At 72.2% G+C, this 21,552-nt stretch carries 19 protein-coding genes; 9 read left to right on the top strand and 10 right to left on the bottom strand.

The genetic code is table 11. The annotated features are described in order from the left end of the window. The first annotated feature begins 173 nt into the window (after positions 1-173). A complete protein-coding gene (locus tag VKA29_RS12690) occupies positions 174-2,699 on the top strand; it encodes an ATP-dependent Clp protease ATP-binding subunit (protein WP_324785544.1) in 2,526 nt (841 codons plus the stop codon). Positions 2,700-2,782: 83 nt separating this feature from the next. Here VKA29_RS12690 and VKA29_RS12685 read toward each other — a convergent pair whose 3' ends face one another. Continuing rightward, entirely contained in the window at positions 2,783-3,400 is a 618-nt protein-coding gene (locus VKA29_RS12685) for an HAD family acid phosphatase (RefSeq protein ID WP_324785543.1), read from the bottom strand. A gap of 496 nt (positions 3,401-3,896) precedes the next feature. Here VKA29_RS12685 and VKA29_RS12680 point away from each other — a divergent pair, with 496 nt between their 5' ends. Beyond that, positions 3,897-4,499 (top strand): M23 family metallopeptidase, encoded by a 603-nt coding sequence (locus VKA29_RS12680; RefSeq protein ID WP_324785542.1) that lies wholly within the window; start codon positions 3,897-3,899, stop codon positions 4,497-4,499. 100 nt (positions 4,500-4,599) lie between these two features. Here the strand turns inward: VKA29_RS12680 and VKA29_RS12675 are convergent, their stop codons facing one another. Then, positions 4,600-5,196 (bottom strand): helix-turn-helix domain-containing protein, encoded by a 597-nt coding sequence (locus tag VKA29_RS12675; RefSeq protein WP_324785541.1) that lies wholly within the window; start codon positions 5,194-5,196, stop codon positions 4,600-4,602. A 117-nt stretch (positions 5,197-5,313) separates the two neighbouring features. On the opposite strand from VKA29_RS12675, the gene VKA29_RS12670 reads away from it, so the two are divergent. The 4 genes from VKA29_RS12670 (at position 5,314) to VKA29_RS12655 (ending at position 9,046) form a co-directional block, all read left to right on the top strand. Next, entirely contained in the window at positions 5,314-6,903 is a 1,590-nt protein-coding gene (locus VKA29_RS12670; protein WP_324785540.1) for an MDR family MFS transporter, read from the top strand. A gap of 352 nt (positions 6,904-7,255) precedes the next feature. Continuing rightward, entirely contained in the window at positions 7,256-7,687 is a 432-nt protein-coding gene (locus VKA29_RS12665; RefSeq protein WP_324785539.1) for a helix-turn-helix transcriptional regulator, read from the top strand. Positions 7,688-7,742: 55 nt separating this feature from the next. Beyond that, positions 7,743-8,186: a VOC family protein gene (locus tag VKA29_RS12660; protein ID WP_324785538.1), complete on the top strand. Its 444-nt coding sequence runs from the start codon at positions 7,743-7,745 to the stop codon at positions 8,184-8,186. After that, complete coding sequence (locus tag VKA29_RS12655; protein ID WP_324785537.1) at positions 8,183-9,046, top strand: class I SAM-dependent methyltransferase; 864 nt, start codon at positions 8,183-8,185, stop codon at positions 9,044-9,046. The genes VKA29_RS12660 and VKA29_RS12655 overlap by 4 nt, the downstream gene beginning before the upstream one ends. A 23-nt stretch (positions 9,047-9,069) precedes the next feature. On the opposite strand, the gene cseC is transcribed toward VKA29_RS12655, so the two are convergent. The 5 genes from cseC to VKA29_RS12630 form a co-directional block, all read right to left on the bottom strand. Continuing rightward, positions 9,070-10,401: a two-component system sensor histidine kinase CseC gene (gene cseC, locus VKA29_RS12650; protein ID WP_324785580.1), complete on the bottom strand. Its 1,332-nt coding sequence runs from the start codon at positions 10,399-10,401 to the stop codon at positions 9,070-9,072. A gap of 17 nt (positions 10,402-10,418) precedes the next feature. Next, positions 10,419-11,114, bottom strand: a complete 696-nt coding sequence (gene cseB / locus VKA29_RS12645; RefSeq protein ID WP_324785536.1) for a two-component system response regulator CseB — start codon at positions 11,112-11,114, stop codon at positions 10,419-10,421. A 97-nt stretch (positions 11,115-11,211) separates the two neighbouring features. Next, positions 11,212-11,856, bottom strand: coding sequence for a hypothetical protein (locus VKA29_RS12640; RefSeq protein ID WP_324785535.1), 645 nt, complete (start codon positions 11,854-11,856; stop codon positions 11,212-11,214). Then, positions 11,844-12,383, bottom strand: a complete 540-nt coding sequence (locus tag VKA29_RS12635; RefSeq protein ID WP_324785534.1) for a SigE family RNA polymerase sigma factor — start codon at positions 12,381-12,383, stop codon at positions 11,844-11,846. Before VKA29_RS12635 ends, VKA29_RS12640 begins: the two co-directional genes overlap by 13 nt. Before the next feature lie 222 nt (positions 12,384-12,605). After that, positions 12,606-13,517 (bottom strand): A/G-specific adenine glycosylase, encoded by a 912-nt coding sequence (locus VKA29_RS12630; protein ID WP_324785533.1) that lies wholly within the window; start codon positions 13,515-13,517, stop codon positions 12,606-12,608. A gap of 151 nt (positions 13,518-13,668) precedes the next feature. Between VKA29_RS12630 and VKA29_RS12625 the strand changes: the two genes are divergently transcribed. Beyond that, a complete protein-coding gene (locus VKA29_RS12625; RefSeq protein ID WP_324785532.1) occupies positions 13,669-14,535 on the top strand; it encodes a hypothetical protein in 867 nt (288 codons plus the stop codon). A gap of 383 nt (positions 14,536-14,918) precedes the next feature. On the opposite strand, the gene disA is transcribed toward VKA29_RS12625, so the two are convergent. Further along, entirely contained in the window at positions 14,919-16,043 is a 1,125-nt protein-coding gene (gene disA, locus VKA29_RS12620) for a DNA integrity scanning diadenylate cyclase DisA (protein ID WP_324785531.1), read from the bottom strand. An 80-nt stretch (positions 16,044-16,123) separates the two neighbouring features. After that, positions 16,124-17,533, bottom strand: coding sequence for a DNA repair protein RadA (gene radA / locus VKA29_RS12615; RefSeq protein ID WP_324785530.1), 1,410 nt, complete (start codon positions 17,531-17,533; stop codon positions 16,124-16,126). Between the two features lie 150 nt (positions 17,534-17,683). Between radA and VKA29_RS12610 the strand changes: the two genes are divergently transcribed. Further along, positions 17,684-19,435: a sigma-70 family RNA polymerase sigma factor gene (locus VKA29_RS12610; RefSeq protein WP_324785529.1), complete on the top strand. Its 1,752-nt coding sequence runs from the start codon at positions 17,684-17,686 to the stop codon at positions 19,433-19,435. Positions 19,436-19,561: 126 nt separating this feature from the next. Here VKA29_RS12610 and VKA29_RS12605 read toward each other — a convergent pair whose 3' ends face one another. Then, entirely contained in the window at positions 19,562-20,464 is a 903-nt protein-coding gene (locus VKA29_RS12605) for a hypothetical protein (RefSeq protein ID WP_324785528.1), read from the bottom strand. Positions 20,465-20,535: 71 nt separating this feature from the next. Here VKA29_RS12605 and VKA29_RS12600 point away from each other — a divergent pair, with 71 nt between their 5' ends. Further along, positions 20,536-21,468 (top strand): Ppx/GppA phosphatase family protein, encoded by a 933-nt coding sequence (locus VKA29_RS12600; RefSeq protein WP_324785527.1) that lies wholly within the window; start codon positions 20,536-20,538, stop codon positions 21,466-21,468. The last annotated feature ends 84 nt before the right edge of the window (positions 21,469-21,552 follow it).

Genomic DNA, 21,552 nt, shown 5'->3' with positions numbered 1-21,552 from the left:
CTCGCACCATCGGGTTGGAAGAGATGTCGGCGTTCGGGGTCAGGAGGCAGTGTTGGTTCTCGGGCCGGTGTCGGCAGTTGGAATGAGCGGTCCCCGCTTGCGGGACTAAGCTGCGGAAGGACAGAGAGGGGAAGTTCCCCCCACTGCCTGACCGCTCTGAGGAGCGATTAACGATGTTCGAGAGGTTCACCGACCGCGCGCGGCGGGTTGTCGTCCTGGCTCAGGAAGAAGCCCGGATGCTCAACCACAACTACATCGGCACCGAGCACATCCTCCTGGGCCTGATCCACGAGGGTGAGGGTGTCGCCGCCAAGGCCCTTGAGAGCCTCGGGATTTCGCTCGAGGCGGTCCGCCAGCAGGTGGAGGAGATCATCGGCCAGGGCCAGCAGGCCCCGTCCGGGCACATCCCCTTCACCCCCCGTGCCAAGAAGGTCCTGGAGCTGTCGCTCCGCGAGGCCCTTCAGCTGGGCCACAACTACATCGGCACGGAGCACATCCTGCTCGGCCTGATCCGCGAGGGCGAGGGCGTCGCCGCCCAGGTCCTGGTCAAGCTGGGCGCAGACCTCAACCGCGTGCGGCAGCAGGTGATCCAGCTGCTGTCCGGTTACCAGGGCAAGGAGACGGCCACCGCCGGCGGTCCTGCCGAGGGCACCCCCTCGACGTCCCTGGTCCTCGACCAGTTCGGCCGGAACCTCACCCAGGCCGCTCGTGAGTCCAAGCTCGACCCGGTCATCGGGCGCGAGAAGGAGATCGAGCGGGTCATGCAGGTGCTGTCCCGCCGTACCAAGAACAACCCGGTGCTGATCGGTGAGCCCGGCGTCGGCAAGACCGCCGTCGTCGAGGGCCTCGCCCAGGCCATCGTCAAGGGCGAGGTGCCCGAGACCCTCAAGGACAAGCACCTCTACACCCTGGACCTCGGCGCGCTGGTCGCCGGCTCCCGCTACCGCGGTGACTTCGAGGAGCGCCTGAAGAAGGTGCTGAAGGAGATCCGCACCCGCGGCGACATCATCCTGTTCATCGACGAGCTGCACACGCTCGTCGGCGCGGGTGCCGCCGAGGGCGCCATCGACGCGGCTTCGATCCTGAAGCCGATGCTGGCCCGCGGTGAGCTGCAGACCATCGGCGCCACCACCCTGGACGAGTACCGCAAGCACCTGGAGAAGGACGCGGCCCTCGAGCGCCGCTTCCAGCCCATCCAGGTCGCCGAGCCGTCCCTGCCGCACACGATCGAGATCCTCAAGGGTCTGCGCGACCGGTACGAGGCCCACCACCGCGTCTCCATCACCGACGAGGCGCTGGTGCAGGCCGCCACCCTGGCCGACCGGTACATCTCGGACCGCTTCCTGCCGGACAAGGCGATCGACCTGATCGACGAGGCCGGCTCGCGGATGCGCATCCGCCGGATGACCGCGCCGCCGGACCTGCGCGAGTTCGACGAGAAGATCGCCGGTGTCCGCCGCGACAAGGAGTCCGCGATCGACTCGCAGGACTTCGAGAAGGCCGCTTCGCTCCGCGACAAGGAGAAGCAGCTGCTGGCCGCCAAGGCCAAGCGGGAGAAGGAGTGGAAGGCCGGCGACATGGACGTCGTCGCCGAGGTCGACGGCGAGCTGATCGCCGAGGTCCTCGCCACGGCCACCGGCATCCCGGTCTTCAAGCTGACCGAGGAGGAGTCCAGCCGCCTGCTCCGCATGGAGGACGAGCTCCACAAGCGGGTCATCGGCCAGGACGACGCCGTCAAGGCGCTGTCGAAGGCGATCCGCCGCACGCGCGCCGGTCTGAAGGACCCGAAGCGTCCGGGTGGTTCGTTCATCTTCGCCGGTCCGTCCGGTGTCGGTAAGACCGAGCTGTCCAAGGCGCTCGCGGAGTTCCTCTTCGGCGACGAGGACGCGCTGATCTCCCTCGACATGTCGGAGTTCAGCGAGAAGCACACGGTCTCCCGGCTGTTCGGTTCGCCCCCCGGCTACGTGGGCTACGAAGAGGGCGGCCAGCTGACCGAGAAGGTCCGCCGCAAGCCGTTCTCCGTCGTCCTCTTCGACGAGGTCGAGAAGGCCCACCCGGACATCTTCAACTCGCTGCTGCAGATCCTGGAGGACGGTCGCCTGACCGACTCCCAGGGCCGGGTCGTGGACTTCAAGAACACGGTCATCATCATGACGACCAACCTCGGCACCCGGGACATCTCCAAGGGCTTCAACCTGGGCTTCGCGGCCTCGGGCGACACGAAGACCAACTACGAGCGCATGAAGAACAAGGTGTCGGACGAGCTCAAGCAGCACTTCCGCCCCGAGTTCCTCAACCGCGTCGACGACGTGGTCGTCTTCCCGCAGCTGACCCAGGCCGACATCCTGCGGATCGTCGACCTGATGATCGGCAAGGTGGACGAGCGCCTGCGGGACCGGGACATGGGCATCGAGCTCTCCCAGTCCGCCAAGGAACTGCTGTCCAAGAAGGGCTACGACCCCGTGCTGGGCGCCCGGCCGCTGCGCCGGACCATCCAGCGCGAGATCGAGGACTCGCTGTCGGAGAAGATCCTCTTCGGCGAGCTGCGTCCCGGTCACATCGTGGTCGTGGACACCGAGGGCGAGGGCGACGCCAAGACCTTCACCTTCCGGGGTGAGGAGAAGTCGGCGCTGCCCGACGTCCCGCCGATCGAGCAGGCGGCCGGCGGTCCCGGACCGAACCTGAGCAAGGAGGCGTAAGCCTCACGGCACGTGAGAGGGGCCGGTGCCTTCGGGCACCGGCCCCTCTCGCATGCCGCCGTCCGGCTACGTCAGCCGTCCGGCTACGACAGCTGCCCGTCGTAGTCCGGCAGCTTGTACGTCTTCTCGGCATGGCCGCCCGACAGGTCGGTGGCGCTGTTGCCGATGTTCGCGATGATCGTGTAGCCCTTGTTCTCGATGGCGACGCGCTGGGCGGTCTTGTAGACGGCGACGTCCTTGAAGAGGTCGAGCAGGCCGCGGACGTAGAGGCCGGAGACCTCGTAGCCGTCGTGCTCGAGGTTGTACTCGGTGGGCAGGTAGACGATGCCGGGGCGGGCCGTGACGAAGAACAGCGAGACGCCGTGCTCCTGGGCGTACTTCGCGACGTCCAGGACCGGCTTGTTGGCCGGCTGTGGGTAGCTGAAGCCGAAGTCGGTCTCCAGGGTCGTGTTGTCGACGTCGAACACGATCGCCTGCTTCTCGCCCGGCTTCGCGGCGCCGATGCGGGCCTCGAGGTACGACAGGGCCTGGTCCATCACCGCCTGGCAGTCCTGCTGCCAGGTCGCGTGGTCGACGTCCCCGGCGGCGGTCGCGCTGCTCGTGGCCGTCGCGGCGTCGGCGGGGGCGGCCAGGGCCACCAGGGCGGCCGCGGCGACCGTGGTGACGGTGGCGCGGCGGGCCGGGGGGCGTCGTCCTGTCATGGGTGGGGGTTCCTCTCACGTCCGTGACGCTGCTGTTGTCGGGTGCATGCTCGTCGGCGCGGATGGCGTGAGGGGAACCGTAAGGTTACTGAGCGGTAAGTGGGAAGAGGTGTGCGCCGGATGGAGCGTCGAGCGCGGCTCGGCCCGGTTCTCCGGGGTGGGTGGCGCCGGTCACCTCACAGGGGCGCCGGAGGTCGTGCGCCGGTGACATGCCGCACAGGCGATTTGCCCGTTACTAGGGTGGTTAGTGGGTCCGACCTGATGGGCAAAAAGGGCATTTCCCTCAAGGGGTGGGTGTGGGTTGTCGCTTTATGGGGCGATTCATCTCTCATGGTCGTTCTGTCAAGAAGGAAAAGCATTTGAGGTGAAGTACTAGCGATCGTCGTAGATCGCGTTTTTTGGGCTCCGCGGATCCGGGGGTTACCAATGAATCGCCCATCCGGCGGCCGCTCGTGCGCCGGGTGGCCTTTTCCTGCCGCCGTCCCCGAGGGGTCCCATGTCTTCGCCCGTCTCGTCCCGTTCCGCCCGTACGTCCCTGCTGCGCACCCGTGCGGCCGTCCTGGCCGCCGGCCTCGGAGCGTCGGTCGTGCTGGGGGCCGGGGTCGCGGTCGCCGCCGACGCCGGCACCGCTCCCGGCGCGGCAAGCGCCGTCGCGGCCCAGGCCGCCGCCAAGAAGGCCGCGTCCTGGGTCCACCCCGTGAAGAGCTACAGGCTGTCCGCGAGCTTCAATCAGGCCGGCAGCATGTGGCAGTCCACCCACAGCGGGCAGGACTTCGCCGTGCCCAGCGGCACGGACGTCGTCGCCGCGCACGGGGGCACCGTGGTGAAGGCCGGCGGGAACGGCGCCGGTGACGGGCCCGCGTACGGCAACGCCATCGTCATCCGGCACGGCAACGGCACGTACTCGCAGTACGCGCACCTGTCCCGGATAGATGTGCGGGTCGGCCAGGTCGTCGCCACCGGCCAGCACATCGCGCGCTCAGGCAACACCGGCAACTCCAGCGGCCCGCACCTGCACTTCGAGATCCGTACGACCCCGAACTACGGGTCGGCCGTCGATCCGGTCGCCTTCCTGCGCGCCAACGGTGTGACCGTCTGAAACCGTCCAGGGCCGTCCAGGACCGGCCCCGGCCCGTCCAGGATCGTCCTGGACCGTTTCGGGCCGTCCGGGGCGCCGGGCGGGCCCGCGGCGGGCGGGCCTACGACGGGTGTGTCCCCTCGTGTGCCCGCGTGACCAGGTCCGTGGCGACCTCCAGCACCGCCCGGCGCTTCTCCTCGGGGTCGGCCTCGATGTCGTTGAGCACGAACATCCCGGCGTGCAGTGTGAACATCGCGCTGACGCACCGGACCTGGTCGATCAGCTCCGCGTCGGGGTCCATGAGGATGTCGCGCATGCCGAGCATGCGGCTGCGGAACATCTCGCCGATGCGCAGCTCCTTCACCGTCGCCTGGTTCTCCTGCATGAAGCGGAAGAGCGGGGACGCCTCGGCCAGCGCCTCGCTGTAACGGCGGACCAGCTCCTGCTTGGTGGCCAGCGTCCGGGGCTGCTGCCGGCCCCACTCGATCAGGTCCTCGATCGGCCGGGAGAGGTCCTCGAAGATGCTGACGAGGATCTCTTCCTTCGTCTTGAAGTGGTAGTACAGCGCCGCCTTGGTGACGTCCAGGCGCTCGGCGATCTCGCGCAGCGAGGTCTTCTCGTAGCCCTGTTCGGCGAAGAGTTCGAGCGCCACGTCCTGGATGCGCTGGCGGGTGTTGCCGCGGCGCTGCCGCTTGGTGCCGTCCATCGTGTCGCCCATCCTCGTCCCCCGATGAATACTTACTTGACGCCCGGCTAGTTGCGGGTCTACCTTCACCAGTGTAGTCAACTTGCCGGGCGGCAAGTAAGTAGCGGTTGCTCTGGGGGAGTGGGAAAGATGGCGGACACGCGGCAGGCCGACACGGCCGACCCGGGGGCGGGGGAGAAACCCAGGAGCGTCCGGGTCGTCCTCTTCGCGCTGATGATCACGATGATGCTCGCGATGCTCGACAACATGATCGTGGGCACCGCGATGCCGACGATCGTGGGTGAGCTCGGCGGACTGGCGCACCTGTCGTGGGTGGTGACGGCTTACACCCTCGCGACCGCGGCGGCCACCCCGGTCTGGGGCAAGCTCGGTGACATGTACGGCCGCAAGGCCACCTTCATGACCTCGATCGTGATCTTCCTGATCGGGTCCGCGCTCAGCGGCATGGCCCAGAACATGGGCGAGCTGATCGGCTTCCGGGCGGTCCAGGGCCTGGGCGCCGGCGGTCTGATGGTCGGCGTCATGGCGATCATCGGCGACCTGATCCCGCCGCGGGAGCGCGGCAAGTACCAGGGCATGATGGCCGGCATCATGGCGATCGCGATGATCGCCGGACCGCTGGTCGGCGGCACCATCACCGACAACTGGGGCTGGCGCTGGGCGTTCTACATCAACCTGCCGCTCGGCGTGGTGGCCCTCGGCCTGATCAGCGCCGTGCTGCACCTGCCCAGGAAGCGGTCGAAGGCGGGCATCGACTACCTCGGCGTCGTCCTGCTGACCGTCGGCATCACCTCCATCGTCCTCGTCACCACCTGGGGCGGCACGGAGTACGCCTGGAGCTCGGCGCGGATCATGGAGCTGATCGGGATCGGCGTCGCCGCGCTCGTCGGGTTCGTGTTCTGGCAGACCAAGGCCGCGGAGCCGGTCGTGCCGCTGCACATCTTCCGCAGCCTCAACTTCACGCTGATGTCCGTCATCGGCTTCATCACCGGCTTCGTGATGTTCGGTGCGACCCTCTTCCTGCCGCTGTACCAGCAGTCGGTGCAGGGCGCGTCCGCGACCAACTCCGGGCTGCTGCTCCTGCCGATGCTCGGCGCGATGCTGGTGACGTCGATGGTCGCCGGGCGGGTCACCACCAACAGCGGCCGCTACAAGGTCTTCCCGATCGCCGGCGGCGTGCTGATGATCACCGGGCTGTACCTGCTGTCGCTGATGGACACCGGGACCTCGCGCCTCACCTCCGGCGTGTACATGGCCGTGCTGGGCCTGGGCATGGGCTGTCTGATGCAGATCACCATGCTGGTCGCGCAGAACAGCGTGCAGATGAGGGACATGGGCGTCGCGTCCTCCTCGACCACCCTGTTCCGTACGCTCGGTTCCTCCTTCGGTGTCGCCATCATGGGCGCCCTGTTCAACAACCGGGTGCAGGACGTCATGTCCGAGCGGGCCGGGGCGCTGGGATCGAAGATCACCGAGCAGTCCGCGCAGCTCGACGCGGCGAGCCTGGCCAAGCTGCCGGTGGCGGCCCGCGAGGCGTACCAGCACGCGGTGTCCGCCGGCACGCACTCGGCGTTCCTGCTGGGCTCCGCGATCGCCGTGGTGGTGCTGGTGGCCGCCCTGTTCGTGAAGGAGGTCCCGCTGAAGGGAGCCGGACCGAAGGCGGACGAGAGCCCGGCCGACGGCACGGAGGCGGTGGCACCGCTGGCCGAGGCCGTGTGAGCCCGCGCCGAACCGGACCGGCCGAACCGGACCGGCCGAACCGGACCGGCCGAACCGGACCGGCTGATCAGACCCGCTGATCCAGCTCCATTGATCCAGGCCCACTGATCCAGACCTGAAGACCCCCGGCGCGTGTCCGCCCCGGGGGTCTTCGGCCGTCCTCGCCCTGCTCGGCCGGTGCGGCAGGCCGCCGACAGGTCCCATGCCGCGGCCCCGTGCCAGCCGCGTGGCCAGCCGCGTGGCCAGCCCCGTGCCGGGCCCCGTGCCAGCCCTGTGCCGGGCCCCGTGCCGGCCCCGTGCCGGGCCCCGTGCCAAGGGCCCGGTGTCAGTCCCGCGTGTCACCATCGGCCCCATGGACAAGTTGCGGCAGTTGCGGCTGGCGAAGGACGCCATGGACCGTGACTGGTCCGACTCCGCGCTGGACCTGGACGCGGTCGCCGCGCACGCCGGATATTCGCGCTACCACTTCGTACGGGCCTTCAAGGAGGCGTACGGCGAGACGCCGGGCCAGTACCTGACGCACCGCCGCATGGAGCGCGCCGAGGACCTGCTGCGCACGGCCGGCCTGTCGGTGACCGAGATCTGCCACCTGGTCGGCTTCAGCAGCGTGGGCACGTTCTCCACCCGGTTCAAGGCGTGGACCGGGCTGACCCCCAGCGAGTACCGGACGAGACAGGGGGGACGCGGGGCCGCCCTGATACCGGGGTGCTACGCCATGCTCTGGGCGGGCGGCTTCCGGCGCGGGCCCGGCACCGCGCACCGCAATTCCGGAGAAGCGATCTGACGGCGCCGCTGCCTACGGTGGCCGGGCAGGCACCACCGCCGACAGGAGCGACGCGATGATCAAGGGACTCACCATCTCCACGGTCTGGGTACTCGACCAGGACCGCGCCAAGAAGTTCTACACCGAGCAGCTGGGCCTCCAGGTCCGCGCGGACCTCACCATGGGCGTGGGCGGCGTGCGCTGGCTGACCGTGGGCGCCGAGGACCAGCCCGGTCTCGAGCTGACGCTGATGGTGCCGGGCCCGCCCGCCATGGATCCCGAGTCCGCGGAGATGGTCAGGAAGCTGCTCGCCAAGGGCGTCCTCAGCGGGGGCGTCCTGACGACGGACGACGTCCACGGCGACTACCGGAAGCTCAAGGACCGGGGCGTGGAGTTCCTGCACGAACCGCAGGAGCGCCCGTACGGCACGGAGGCGGTGCTCCGCGACGACTCCGGCAACTGGTTCTCCTTCACCCAGCCCCGCGAGGGCGACCTCGACCTCTCCAAGGACTGGGCGTGACGGACGGGACCGCCGGGCCGGAGACCGCGGCACCCGACCACACGGCGGTGCGGGTCGCCCTCTGGCGGGCCCTGCACGTCCGCGCCGACCCGCCGCCGCACGTGCTGCGGGACGAACTCGGCCTGCGTCTCGCGGACGCCGGCGACGACTGGCGGGACCGGCCCGACATGGACGAACGGGCCACGCGCCGGGTCCGGGCGTCCATCGTGGCGCGGGCCCGCTTCGCGGAGGACCTGGTCGAGGAACGGGCCGGGCAGGGCGTGGACCAGTACGTCGTCCTGGGCGCCGGTCTGGACACCTTCGCCCAGCGGCGGCCGGACCTCGCCGCCCGGCTGCGGGTGTTCGAGGTCGACCGGCCGGGCCCGCAGACCTGGAAACGGCGCCGCCTCGCGGAACTCGGCCTCGGCGTCCCCGAGGGGCTGCGGTTCGTGCCGGTCGACTTCGAGGGCGACTGGTGGGGGCGGCTGCTCGCGGCCGGACTCGACCCCGGCCGCCCCGCCGTGGTGGCCTCCACGGGCGTCACCATGTACCTCACCCGGGACGCGGTCGCGGACACCTTCCGGCGCGTGGCCACGCTCGCCGCAGGCTCGACGCTCGTCACGACCTTCCTGCGGCCGCCGGACGACGTCGAGCCGGAGGAACGCCCCCAGTTGCGGGAGGCGATGAAGGGCGCCCGTGCCTCCGGCACGCCGTTCCTCAGCTTCTTCGGGCCGCCGGAGATCCGGGCGCTCGCCGCGGAGGCCGGTTTCCGCGGCACCCGGCACGTGCCGGCGGCGGAACTCACGGAACGCTATTTCGCGGGCCGGACGGACGGCGTACGGCCGTCGAGGGGGGAGGAGCTGCTGCTGGCGGAGGTGTGAGGGCTCCGCCCGGCAGGGGTGATCTACGGCAGCACCGGGTGGCTGCCGGTGTCCGTCGGCGCGTGTTCCGGCAGCCACAGCACCGCCACCGCGCCCTCGGCCGGCACGTGGTCCGGCGCCCCGGCCGGCCGTACGTTGCGGAACGTCAGCCGGGCGCCCAGCACCCGCGCCTGCCCCGCCGCGATCGTCAGGCCCAGCCCGTGCCCCTGGCCGGACCGGTCCCTGCTGCCGGTGCGGAAGCGGCTCGGCCCCTCGGCGAGCAGGTCGGCGGGGAAACCGGGCCCGTGGTCGCGCACCCGGATGACCCGGCCCTCGACGGTGACCTCGATGGGCGGCCTGCCGTGCCGGGCGGCGTTGGCGAGCAGGTTGAACAGCACCCGCTCCAGGCGCCGCGGGTCGGTCGTCACCTCCGACTCGTGCACCACCCGCACCTCGATGTCCGGGTCCTTGGCCGCCACCCGCCGCGCGACGAAGTCGCCCAGCATGATGTCCTGCAGCTCGGCCCGCTCGGAGGCGCCGTCGAGGCGGGCCACCTCCAGCACGTCCTCGACCAGGGTGCGCATGGCCTTCGCCCGGTCCAGGACCAGCTCGGTCGGCCGGCCGGGAGGCAGCAGCTCGGCCGCCGTCAGCAGCCCGGTGACCGGGGTGCGCAGCTCGTGCGCGATGTCGGCGGTGACCCGGCGTTCGGCCTCCAGCCGCTGCTGCAGCGCGTCCGCCATGGCGTCCACCGCGCTCGCCAGATCGTCGGTCTCGTCGCGTACGACTCCGCCGATCGCGTCCCGCACCCGGACGTCCGGCTCACCCCTGGCGACCTCGTTCGCCGCGGCCGCCGCCTTGCGCAGCCGGCGCGAGAGCTGCCCCCCGATCAGCACGCCGAGCGCGCTGCCGCCCAGGACGACGGCGATGGAACCGATCACCAGAGCCTGGTCGAGGTCGTTGAGGATGTCGATGCTGCGGTCGGTGAACCCGGTGTGCAGCGACAGCACGTGCCCGTCCTTGACCGGAACGGCCGCCCAGATGTCCGGCACGCGCCTGGGCCGCTCGCTGACGTAGGTCGCCCGCCGGCCCTGCTCGACCCGCTCGCGCAGCGCCGGCGGCAGCTCCGGGTCGTCGATCTTGACGTTGGGGAAGTTGGGCCGATTGGACAGCTCGTAGTTGCGCTGGGCGATCTGGACGCGCTCGTCGGCGAGGTCGCGCGCGTTGTCCAGCATCGACACCCGGGCCGCGTTGTGCACGACCAGGCTCAGCGCGATCGCCACCAGCGCGCCGACCAGGGCGATGGCCGCACTGAGCTTCCACCGCAGGCCGGTCCGGATGCCGGCGCCCGCACCGAGGCGCCGGAGGATGCCGCGCACGTCCCCGGAGTCCCCGTTCACGCCTTCAACTTGTAGCCGAAGCCGCGGACCGTCTCGATCCGGTCCTGGCCGATCTTCGTGCGCAGCCGCTGCACGTGCACGTCGACCACGCGGGTGTCCCCGCCCCAGCCGTAGTCCCACACCCGCTCCAGCAGTTTGTCGCGCGAAAGGACCGTGCCCGGCGCGGAGGAGAACTCCAGCAGCAGCCGCATCTCGGTCGGCGTGAGCGCCACCGGCTGCCCGGCCCGGCGCACCTCCATCCCCTCGGTGTCGACCTCCAGGTCGCCGAAGGTCAGCACCCCGCCGGTCATCCCGTCGCCGGCCTTGTCGCCGCCGCCGGCGTGGCCGAAGCGGCGCAGCACGGCCCGGATCCGCGCGACCAGCACGGCTCCGTCGAACGGCTTGGTCACGTAGTCGTCGGCACCCGCCTCCAGACCCAGCACGACATCGATCGAGTCCGCCCGCGCCGACAGCATGATCACGGGGACCGTCGACTCGTCCCGGATCCGGCGGCACAGGCTCACCCCGTCGAGGCCGGGCACCATGACGTCGAGAAGCGCGATGTCGGGGCGGTCGGCGCGGAACGCCTCCAGCCCCGACAGCCCGTCGGGCATCGCGGTGACCGCGAAGCCGTCCCGTTCCAGGGCGAGCTGGGTGGCCTCGCGGATGACGTCGTCGTCCTCGACGAACAGGACGTGGGTCTGGTCTGCCATCCCGCTCTCAGTTCTCGGTGTCGTGGGTCTCTGTTGAGGAGACGCGGTGATTGTGCCGCGCGTTGACCGGTACATCGTCGTGGGGGGTCCGAGCGGTTCACGGCGTCGACGAGGGGCCGTCCCCGACGGCGCTGCCGTAGTCGTTGTGCGTGCGGTACCGCTCGGCGAAGCGGCCCGAGATCCAGCGGTAGGTGATCACGTTCTCGCCCGACGGGCTCGACACCGGATCGCCCTTCTCGTAGACCTGCTTGGTCACCACCAGATCGCCGCGGTCGATCTCCGCGTAGACCGGCGGTTCCTCGGCCTTGAACACGTTCTCGTACCGCCCGTGTTCCTCGCGGTACACGTACGAGCCGACTCCGACCGCGTCGCCGCAGGTCAGCACGTTCACCACGACGTCCGCCGCGGAACCTCCGGTCAGGTCGCCGTACGACACGTCGACCGGGTACTCGTCGCCGACGCACGGCTTCAGCTCGCGCCTGACCTCCGCCGAGATCCGTGGGTCGTCCTTCACCAGCTCGACCCCGTCCACGCGCCCGGAGGCCCCGACGGTGCGGGGGGCGACCGACTTGGTGGCGGGCGCCACCGAGTCGGCGTGGGCCGGGCCCTCGTCACGGGCGCCGGTGCCCCCGGTGGCGCAGCCGGAGGCGAAAAGCGCGAGGGCGGCGAACACGGCCACCGCCGTGAACGCCGCCTGCACGGCCCACCGGCCGGTGGGCTCCGCGCCGGTCAGACCGCGCAACGCTCCTGCTCCTCACGCTCCAGGGCCCGCGCGTCCAGATCCCGCCTCTCCAGCTCCTCGCGGAGCCGGGCGAGCGCCCGGTGCAGCGTGCTCTTGACCGTTCCGGCCGACATGCCGAGGGCGGCGGCCGTCTCCTCCGTGGACATCTGTTCCCAGTGTCGCAGCACGACCACACTGCGCTGCTTGGGAGCGAGCACCTTCATGACGTCCATCAGCAGGGCCCGGTCCGCGTGCTGCTCGGTGGAGTCGTCGACGGAGGCGTCCGGCAGCTGCTCGGTCGGCACCTCCTCCAGCTTGCGCGCCCGCCACCACTCGGTCCGCGTGTTGATCATGACGCGGCGCAGGTAGGCGTCCGCCAGCCGCTTGTCCGCGATGCCCTCCCAGCGGCCGTAGGTGCGCACCAGCGCGGTCTGGAGGAGGTCCTGCGCGTCCACCGGGTCCGGGACCAGACGGCGGGCGCTGCGCAGCAGCGCGTCCTGCCGGGTGCGGACGTACTCCTCGAACTCGAGCACCTCGCCCTGCGCCATGATCAACCGCCTCCGATTCCCCGCTCCCGGCCCGCCCGCCGCCGGCTCCCCTGTGTGCACCGCTGCGCGCGGTACGCCGTTGAAACTACGGAGGCGTTGTCACGGCGCTGTCCGAGGCAGCGCGCGACTGTCGATCAGCTGTCCGTCGGTTGTGTAACGGAAGTAGGAAAGGGGTAAGCGGGCGTACCGAATTGCCCCGGTTCGGTGTGATGTGGCGCCCGGTCAGGAGAGGGGCAGCCGGTACAGACCGCCGGGCAGCGGTTCCACGAGACCGTCCGCGACGAGACCGTCCAGCGCCCGTGCGCGCTGCACCGGCTCGTGCCACACACGGTCGAGCACCGTCTGCGGGACGGGCGCGTGCGCCTCGCGCAGCACGGCCAGCAGCTTGCCGCGGACCTGGCGGTCCGTACCCGCGTACGTCTGCCCGCGGCGCGGCGGGCCGTCGTGCTCGGGCTTGCCCGCCAGCCGCCAGGCGCACTGCGCGGCGATCGGGCAGCGGTGGCAGCTCTCGTTCCTGGCCGTGCAGATGAGCGCGCCCAGCTCCATGGAGGCCGCCGCCCAGCGGGCGGCGGTGCGCTCGTCCTCGGGCAACAGGGCGCGCGCAAGCCTGCGTTCGGCGGCGGTGGTGGCGTTCGGCGGGTACTGCACGCCGGTGACCGCACGCGCGAAGACCCGGCGGACGTTGGTGTCGAGGACGGCGTGCCGCTGGCCGTAGGCGAAGGAGGCGACGGCCGCGGCCGTGTACTCGCCGATGCCGGGAAGGGCGAGCAGCTGGGCGTGGTCGGTCGGCACGTCGCCGCCGTGCCGTTCCGCTATGGCGACCGCGGCGCCGTGCAGGCGCAGGGCGCGGCGCGGGTAGCCGAGCCGACCCCAGGCGCGGACGGCCTCGCCAGGGGCTTCCGCGGCGAGGTCGGCGGGGCGGGGCCAGCGGGCCAGCCACTGCTCGTAGACGGGCAGGACACGGCTCACCGGCGTCTGCTGCAGCATGAACTCGCTGACCATCACGCCCCAGGCACCGGCCTCCGGGCGACGCCACGGCAGGTCGCGGGCGTGCTCGTCGAACCAGGCGATGACGGGGGAGTGGAGCGTCGTGCCGGGGGCGTGGCTGTGGGGAGTGTTCGTGGGCGCAGTCATGGCGTTCCGATCCTGCCATGGTCCGCCGCGGTTCGGCCGTCGCGCGGTGCCCACGGGTGCGTCGCGGTGCCGGGATGATGATCTGGAAAAGTTGGGGCTCCAGCGGCGGGTGGGGCAAGCGAACGTGCCGATCTCTCGTACAGTTTGCGCCGTGGGATCTCTGCGCAATCCGATCGGGCCGCTTCCCTCCTCCATCTACTGGCGACGGAGGGCCGTACTGCTGTCCGTGATCGCCCTGTTGGCGCTGCTGATCACCTGGTTCGTCACATCGGACGACGGTGGCGGCAAGAAGAGCGACGACGGCGCGAACGGCAGGACTCCCGCGCCCACGATCTCCGCCGGGCCGTCGGGTTCGGGCCCCGCCATCAGCCAAGCGCCGGGCGGGCGCGACGAGTCGAGCGGTGGAGACTCCAAGGGGTCAGATTCCGGGGGGAGTTCGGGTTCCGGGGGCGATTCCTCCGGGACCGGGAGCGGGTCCGGATCGGATTCCGGTTCCGGCTCCGATTCCGGTTCGGGGGGCGCCGACGGGTCCGGTGGCGGCACGGGCGGCGGTTCGGACGCGGCCGTGGGCACCGGCGTCGGTGCGGGCGACACGGTCCCGGCCGGCTCGACGCTGCCCGACTGCGGAGCGAGCGCGGTGAAGCTGAGCCTGCGCAGCCTGCACAACGCCTACGAGCCCGGTCAGACGCCCACCCTCCTGCTGACCGCGACGAACTCCTCCGGCAGCGACTGCAAGGTCGATCTCGGCCCCAGGACCGCGGTGCTGACGATCACCAAGGCGGGCGGCGACGACGACTACTGGTCCTCCGCCGACTGCCCCAAGGGCTCCGGCAGCCTGGTGTTCCGGGCTCCCGCCGGCAACAGCATCACGTACACCGTGAAGTGGGACCGCAAGCCGAGCGCTCCGAAGTGCGCCACGCCTCCGGCCGGGTCGGCCGGGGCCGGGACGTATCTGGTGGAGGCGAAGGCGCCGGGCTTCGCGAAGGCGCAGACGTCCTTCGTGCTGCAGGACGCCTGAGCCGGGCGCCTGAGCCGGGCGCCCGAGGCCCGAGGCGGGCGATCGCGGCGGCGGACCGGTGCGGTCGGCCGAGGCTTTGGCCGACTCGGTCGGCCGGGGTGAGCCGGGCCGGGCGATCGCGGCGGCGGGCCGGGGTGGCGGACCGATGTGGGCGGCCAGGGCGGTGACCGGGACGGGTGCCCCACTGGAGGTCGGCCGGGGTGGCCGCACGCGGCGGCGGGCCGGGGCGGCGGACCGATGCGGCCGGCCGGGGCGGGGGCCCGGCCGAGGCGGTCGTGGCCGGTGGTGGGCCGACGCGGTGGTGGCCGGTGGTCGGCCGGGGCGAGCGCGGCCGGTGGTGGCCGGTGACCGGCCGGGGCGATGGGCGGGGTGGCGGGCCGGGGTCAGACGTACCGTTCGAGGATCGAGGACTCCGCCAGGCGGGACAGGCCCTCGCGCACGCTCCGCGCGCGGGCCTCGCCCACGCCGTCCACCGTCTGCAGGTCGTCGACGCTCGCGGCGAGCAGCTTCTGCAGTCCGCCGAAGTGCTCGACGAGCCGGTCGATGATTGCGCCGGGCAGCCGCGGGACCTTGGCCAGGAGGCGGAAGCCGCGCGGGGACACCGCCGAGTCGAGGGCCTCCGGAGAGCCCGTGTACCCCAGCGCCTTGGCCACCGTGGACAGTTCGAGCAGCTCGGCGTGGGTGAGGGCGTCGAGCTCGTAGAGGGCCTCGTCGACCGTGCGGGAGCGCTTGGCGGTGGGCTCGGGGACGTAGTCCCGGACGACGAGTTCACGCTCGGGCTCCACGCCGGCGATCAGCTCGTCCAGCTGGAGGGCCAGCAGCCGCCCGTCGGTGCCCAGTTCGACCACGTATTCGGCGATTTCGGTGGCGATGCGGCGCACCATCTCCAGACGCTGGGCCACCGCCGAGACATCACGGACCGTCACCAGGTCCTCGATCTCCAGCGCCGACAGCGTCCCCGCGACCTCGTCCAGGCGGAGCTTGTAGCGCTCCAGGGTCGCCAGGGCCTGGTTGGCGCGGGACAGGATCGCCGCGGAGTCCTCCAGGACGCGGCGCTGCCCGTCGACGTACAGGGCGATCAGGCGCATGGACTGCGACACGGACACCACCGGGAAGCCGACCTGCTTGGAGACCCGGTCCGCCGTGCGGTGCCGGGTGCCGGTCTCCTCCGTGGGGATCGTCGCGTCGGGCACGAACTGCACGCCCGCCCGCAGGATCTTCGACAGGTCCGAGGACAGCACGATGCCGCCGTCCAGCTTGCACAGCTCCCGCAGTCGCGTGGCCGTGAACTCCACGTCCAGCACGAAACCGCCCGTGCACATGACTTCGACGGTCTTGTCGAAGCCCAGCACGATGAGACCGCCGGTGTTGCCGCGGAGCACCCGCTCCAGGCCGTCGCGCAGGGCGGTGCCCGGAGCCACAGCGCTCAGCGAGGCGCGCATCAGGCCATCGGAACCGGCACTCCCACCGGACTTTCCGGGAGCCGCTGCCCGGTCGTTGGCTGCCACTGCACTCCTCCGGTCGCAGGTTCTGGGGCGCTCCCGTATCGCACATTCGGTCGTACGGACGGGCGAGACCAGGGCAAAGTCTACCGGCGCTCCTCCGCCTCCCGTGGGGCGTCTCGGCGACGGGAGCGCGGAAGGACCCGCAGGGCGTCCCCTATGTCGGCCACTTCCAGCACCTTCATGCCGGCAGGGATCTTGCCCGGGTCGCCCGGTACCAGGGCGTGCGTGAAGCCCAGGCGGTGCGCCTCGGACAGCCGGCGCTGCACGCCCGTGACCCGTCTGACCTCGCCCGCGAGGCCCACCTCGCCGATCGCGACGAGGTTCTTCGGCAGCGGGGTGTCGCTCGCCGCCGACGCCAGCGCGAGGGCGATGGCGAGGTCGGCCGCGGGCTCCGACAGCCGCACCCCGCCGACCGTGGCGGAGTAGATGTCCCGCTTGCCGAGCGCGCTGATGCGGCCGCGCTGCTCCAGCACGGCGAGCATCATCGACACGCGCGAGGTCTCCAGGCCCGAGGTGGTGCGCCGCGGAGAGGGGATCTGCGAGTCGACGGTGAGCGCCTGTACCTCGGCGACGAGGGGGCGGCGGCCCTCCAGGGTGACGGTCAGGCAGGTGCCCGGCACCGGCTCGTCACGCCGGGTCAGGAAGAGTCCGCTCGGGTCGGCGAGGCCCGTGATGCCCTCGTCGTGCAGTTCGAAGCAGCCGACCTCGTCCGTGGCGCCGTACCGGTTCTTCACGCCGCGGACCAGGCGCAGGCGCGCGTGCCGGTCGCCCTCGAAGTGCAGGACGACGTCCACCAGGTGCTCCAGCAGGCGGGGGCCCGCGATGGCGCCGTCCTTGGTGACGTGGCCCACCAGCAGCGTGGACATGCCGCGTTCCTTGGAGGCGCGGATGAGGGCGCCGGCCACCTCGCGCACCTGCGCCATGCCGCCCGGGGCGCCGTCGATCTCGGGGGAGGCCACCGTCTGCACCGAGTCCAGGATCAGCAGCGACGGCTTGACCGCGTCCAAGTGGCCGAGCACGGCCGAAAGATCGGTCTCCGCCGCGAGATACAGGTGGTCGTCGAGCGCCTTGATGCGGTCGGCGCGCAGCCGGACCTGGCTCGCCGACTCCTCACCGGTGACGTAGAGGGTGCGGTGCTCCTCGCTCGCCGACTTCGCCGCCACGTCCAGCAGGAGCGTCGACTTGCCGACGCCGGGCTCGCCCGCGAGGAGCACCACCGCGCCGGGCACCAGCCCGCCGCCGAGCACCCGGTCGAGCTCCGGCACGCCGGTGGTGCGGGCGGTGGCCTGACGGCCGTCGACCTGGCCGATGGGCAGCGCTGACGTCGTCACGCGGCCCGGCGCCGTCGTCCGGACGGCGGGCGCGCCGTACTCCTCGATCGTCCCCCAGGCCTGGCACTCGGGGCAGCGGCCGAGCCACTTGGCCGTCTGCCAGCCGCACTCGGTGCAGCGGTAGGAGGGGCGGTCCTTGGTGGTCTTGGTACGGGCAGCCATGCGCAAACCGTAACCGCCGCCACCGACAACGCCGCCCCCGCCGGGGAAGCGGGGCCGCCCGTCCCCGTTTGAGGGATCGTTTCACCCGTATGGATTAAATGTGCTCAAGGGGGAGGAAACCCCTGGTCTCCGGCCTCTACGGTCACATGGATGACGAGCAGCAGTCCGGAGACCTCCACCCGCATCACCGGTGCGGAGACCTCACCCCGCGTCACCGGTGCGGACCGGGCGCGTCGGGAGGCGCGAGACCGCGCCGCGGCGCGCACGGTCGCGAAGCGGCCGCCCGCGCCGCCCTCGCAGCCCGCACCGCCCGCGCGCTACGAGCCGTACCTCGACGGGCTGTTCACCTACTGCCTGTCCGTGCTCTGCGACCACGACGCGGCGACCGCCGCCCTGGGGGACGTCCTCGCCCTCGCCGAGCGCCGCCGCGGCCCCGAGGCGGCCGGGGACCGGCGGGCCTGGCTGTACGCGCTGGCCCGCTGGGCGTGCCTGCGCAAGCTCGCCGAGGCCAGGCAGAAACGTCAGAGCACGCACGCGGCGGGCCGCCCGGCGGGTCCCCGGCAGCCCACGGCCCCGTCCGTGCCCGACGCCGTCCAGCAGGCCAGGCGGCGCGAACTCGCCCTGCTGGCCTGGCCGGAGGCCGCCGGCACCACGCCCGAGCAGCGCGAGGCCCTCGAACTCGCCGTGCGTCACCACCTCGCCGCCCACGAGGTGGCCGCCGTCCTCGGCACGGCTCCCACCGCCGCCCGCGAACTGCTCGCCTCCGCCGCCTGCGAGGTCGAGCGCACCCGCGCCGCCCTCGCCGTGGTCGAGACCGGCACCTGCCCGACCGTGGCCCGGCTCACCGGCGAGGGCCGGCTGGTGCTCAGCACGGCCCTGCGCAAGGAACTCGTCCGGCACGTGGACGACTGCCCGCGCTGCCGCCGCGGCGCCGAGCGCGCGATCCCCGGCCGCTGGCCCGGCGCGAGCGTCACCCCGGCCGCCGAGCTGCACGTGCTCCCGGCGCCCCGCGCCGCCCTGCACGCCGCCATGGCGCACTCGCCACGCGCGCGTGGCGCCGCCGCGCCCCGGTTCGACCGGCGCGGCTTCCCGATGGACCCCAGGGACCGCGCCGCCCGCCGGGCCCGGCTGCGCACGCGTGCCGTCACCACGACCGTCGTCGCCACGGTCGTCGCGGCGCCCGTGTTCGCCCTGTGGGTCGCCTACCGCGGCGCGCCCGCCGGTGGGGGAGCCGACGGCGCCTCCACCGGCGCCGACGAGGCGCACGGCCCCGGCCGGCCCGCCGGCGAGGGGGCGGGCGGCGGCTACGAGAACGCCGGCAACGCGGACGCCGGGCCGGACCCCCGCTTCGGCGGGCGCGCCGGGACGGACGTCTCCGCGGAGGTCGTCGGCGTGGCCGGCGCGGGTCGCAAGGGCGCCGGGCAGATCGAGGTGTCGGCCCGCACCAGCGGCGACACCACCCTCATCACCCTCACCGCCACCGGCTCCGCGGTGCGCTGGTCCGCGACGACCAGGACGCCCTGGCTGTACCTGAGCCGGACGTCGGGCATCCTCGCCCCGGGCGAGTCGGTGACCGTCAGGGTGCACGTCGACCAGTTGCGGGAGCCGGCGGGGAACTGGCGGGCGCAGGTGGCGGTGTCTCCGGCCGGCGCCGTCGTCAGCATCGACGGCCGCGGCGTCGCGCCCAGCCCCTCGGACCACGATCCCAGCGGTCCCGCCGCCCCGTCGTCGCCCGGTCCCGGCCCGACTCCGACGACCACGTCGGCGCCCCCGGACCCCACCCCGAGCGACCAGCCGTCCTCGTCGCCCCCGCAGCCCACGCCCAGCGGATCCGCCCCGTCCGACCCGGCGGGCTCGTCCCCGCCGCCCACCGACGGCGACCCGAGCCCGTCCGCCTCCTGACCGGCCCTCCGGCTGTCCGACCGACTGGCCCTCCGGCTGTCCGACCGACCGGCCGACCGGGCCGTCCGACCCGAGCCTGTCCGCTGCCGAGCGGACAGCCGACCCGGGTCCGTCCGCTCCGAACGGTCAGCCCACGGGATCCGCGGGATCCACGGGATCCGCAGGTTTCGCGGGATCCGCGGGGTGCGGTGCCACCAACGGCAGCCGCGAGGCCAGCCGTGCCTCGCACAGCTCCACCAGGCGGTCGTAGCCGGCCTTGCCCATCAGCTCGGTCAGCTCCGCCCGGTAGGAGACGTACACCGGCTCGCCCGCGCCGTGCGCCGAGGTCGCCGACGTGCACCACCAGTGCAGGTCGTGGCCGCCCGGACCCCAGCCCCGGCGGTCGTACTCGCCGATCGACACCTGCAGCACGCGCGTGTCGTCGGGCCGGTCGATCCAGTCGTACGTGCGCCGGATCGGCAGCTGCCAGCACACGTCCGGCTTGGTCTCCAGCGGCTCGCGGCCCTCGCGCAGGGCCAGGATGTGCAGCGAGCAGCCGGCGCCGCCCGGGAAGCCGGGCCGGTTCTGGAAGATGCAGGAGCCCTGGTAGGGACGGGTCTGCCGGTCGCCGTCCTCGTCCTCGGACACCCAGCCGTTCCGCGTGCCCTCGGCGTGGTGCTGCCAGATCTCCGGCGTCAGCCGCGCCGCGTGCTCCGCGACCCGCTTCTCGTCGTCCTCGTCGGAGAAGTGCGCGCCCAGCGTGCAGCAGCCGTCCTCCGCGCGGCCCTCCTGGATCCCCTGGCAGCCGCTGCCGAAGATGCAGTTCCAGCGTGAGGTCAGCCAGGTCAGATCGCATCGGAAGACCTGCTCGTCGTCCGCCGGATCAGGGAACTCCACCCACGCGCGCGCGAAGTCGAGGCCCTTCTCGTCCGCCTCCCGGACCTTGCGCGACTTCTTCGGCGACCTCACCCGGGGAGCGACGGCGGAATCCGCGGCGGTTCCGGCTCCCGCTGCCGACTTGTCGGCCTTTGCCTTTTTCGTCTTTGGCACCAGACCAGGGTACGGCGCTCCTGGCGGCCTGAGGGACCGAGGACCGCCCAGGTGGCAGTAGCGTTCCGTACATGAGACTCGGTGTCCTCGACGTGGGATCGAACACGGTGCATCTGCTGGTGGTGGACGCACACCCGGGCGCGTGCCCGCTACCCGCGCACTCGCACAAGGCGGAGCTGCGCCTGGCCCAACTCCTCGACGAGGACGGGGCGATCGGCCCCGAAGGGGTCGACAAACTGATCGCCGTCATCCATGACGCGCTGCAGGCCGCCGAGGACAAGGGAGTGGAGGATCTCCTGCCGTTCGCGACCTCCGCCGTGCGCGAGGCCAGCAACGCCGACGAGGTCCTCGCGCGCGTGCAGCGCGAGACCGGCGTCGAGCTGCAGGTCCTGGCCGGCGCCGAGGAGGCCCGGCTGACCTTCCTGGCCGCCCGCCGCTGGTTCGGCTGGTCGGCCGGGAAGCTGCTCGTCCTCGACATCGGCGGCGGCTCCCTGGAGATCGCCTACGGCATCGACGAGCAGCCCGACGCGGCCGTCTCGCTGCCGCTGGGCGCGGGCCGGCTGACCGCCGCCCGGCTGCCCGGCGATCCGCCCACCCCGGACGCGGTGCGGGCACTGCGCCGCCACGTGCGGGCCGAGATCGCCCGGACGGTCGGCGAATTCAGCCGCTTCGGCGCCCCCGACCACGTCGTCGCCACCTCCAAGACCTTCAAGCAGCTCGCCCGCATCGCCGGCGCCGCCCGGTCCACCGACGGCCTCTACGTCCAGCGCGAGCTGAAGCGGGAGTCGCTGGAGGCATGGGTCCCGCGCCTGGCCGGCATGACCGTCGCCCAGCGGGCCGAGCTGCCCGGCGTCTCGGAGGGCCGCGCGGGCCAGCTGCTCGCCGGGGCGCTGGTGGCCGAGGGCGTGATGGACCTGCTCGGCGCGGAGTCGGTGGAGATATGCCCGTGGGCGCTCAGGGAGGGAGTGATCCTGCGCAGGCTCGACCACATGGGATCGGCGTGACGTCCCGCGGGGGCGCGGACCGGGACCGGCGAGCCCCCGCGGACCCGTACTCGCGAGTCCTGGCGGACCTGGACCGGCGGGTCC

This window comes from Streptomyces sp. H51 (genome assembly GCF_035656535.1).
In the GTDB taxonomy this organism is placed as follows: Bacteria; Actinomycetota; Actinomycetes; order Streptomycetales; family Streptomycetaceae; genus Streptomyces.
Note: the sequence above shows the minus strand (reverse complement) of the source record. Positions and strands in the feature narration are given on the sequence as shown.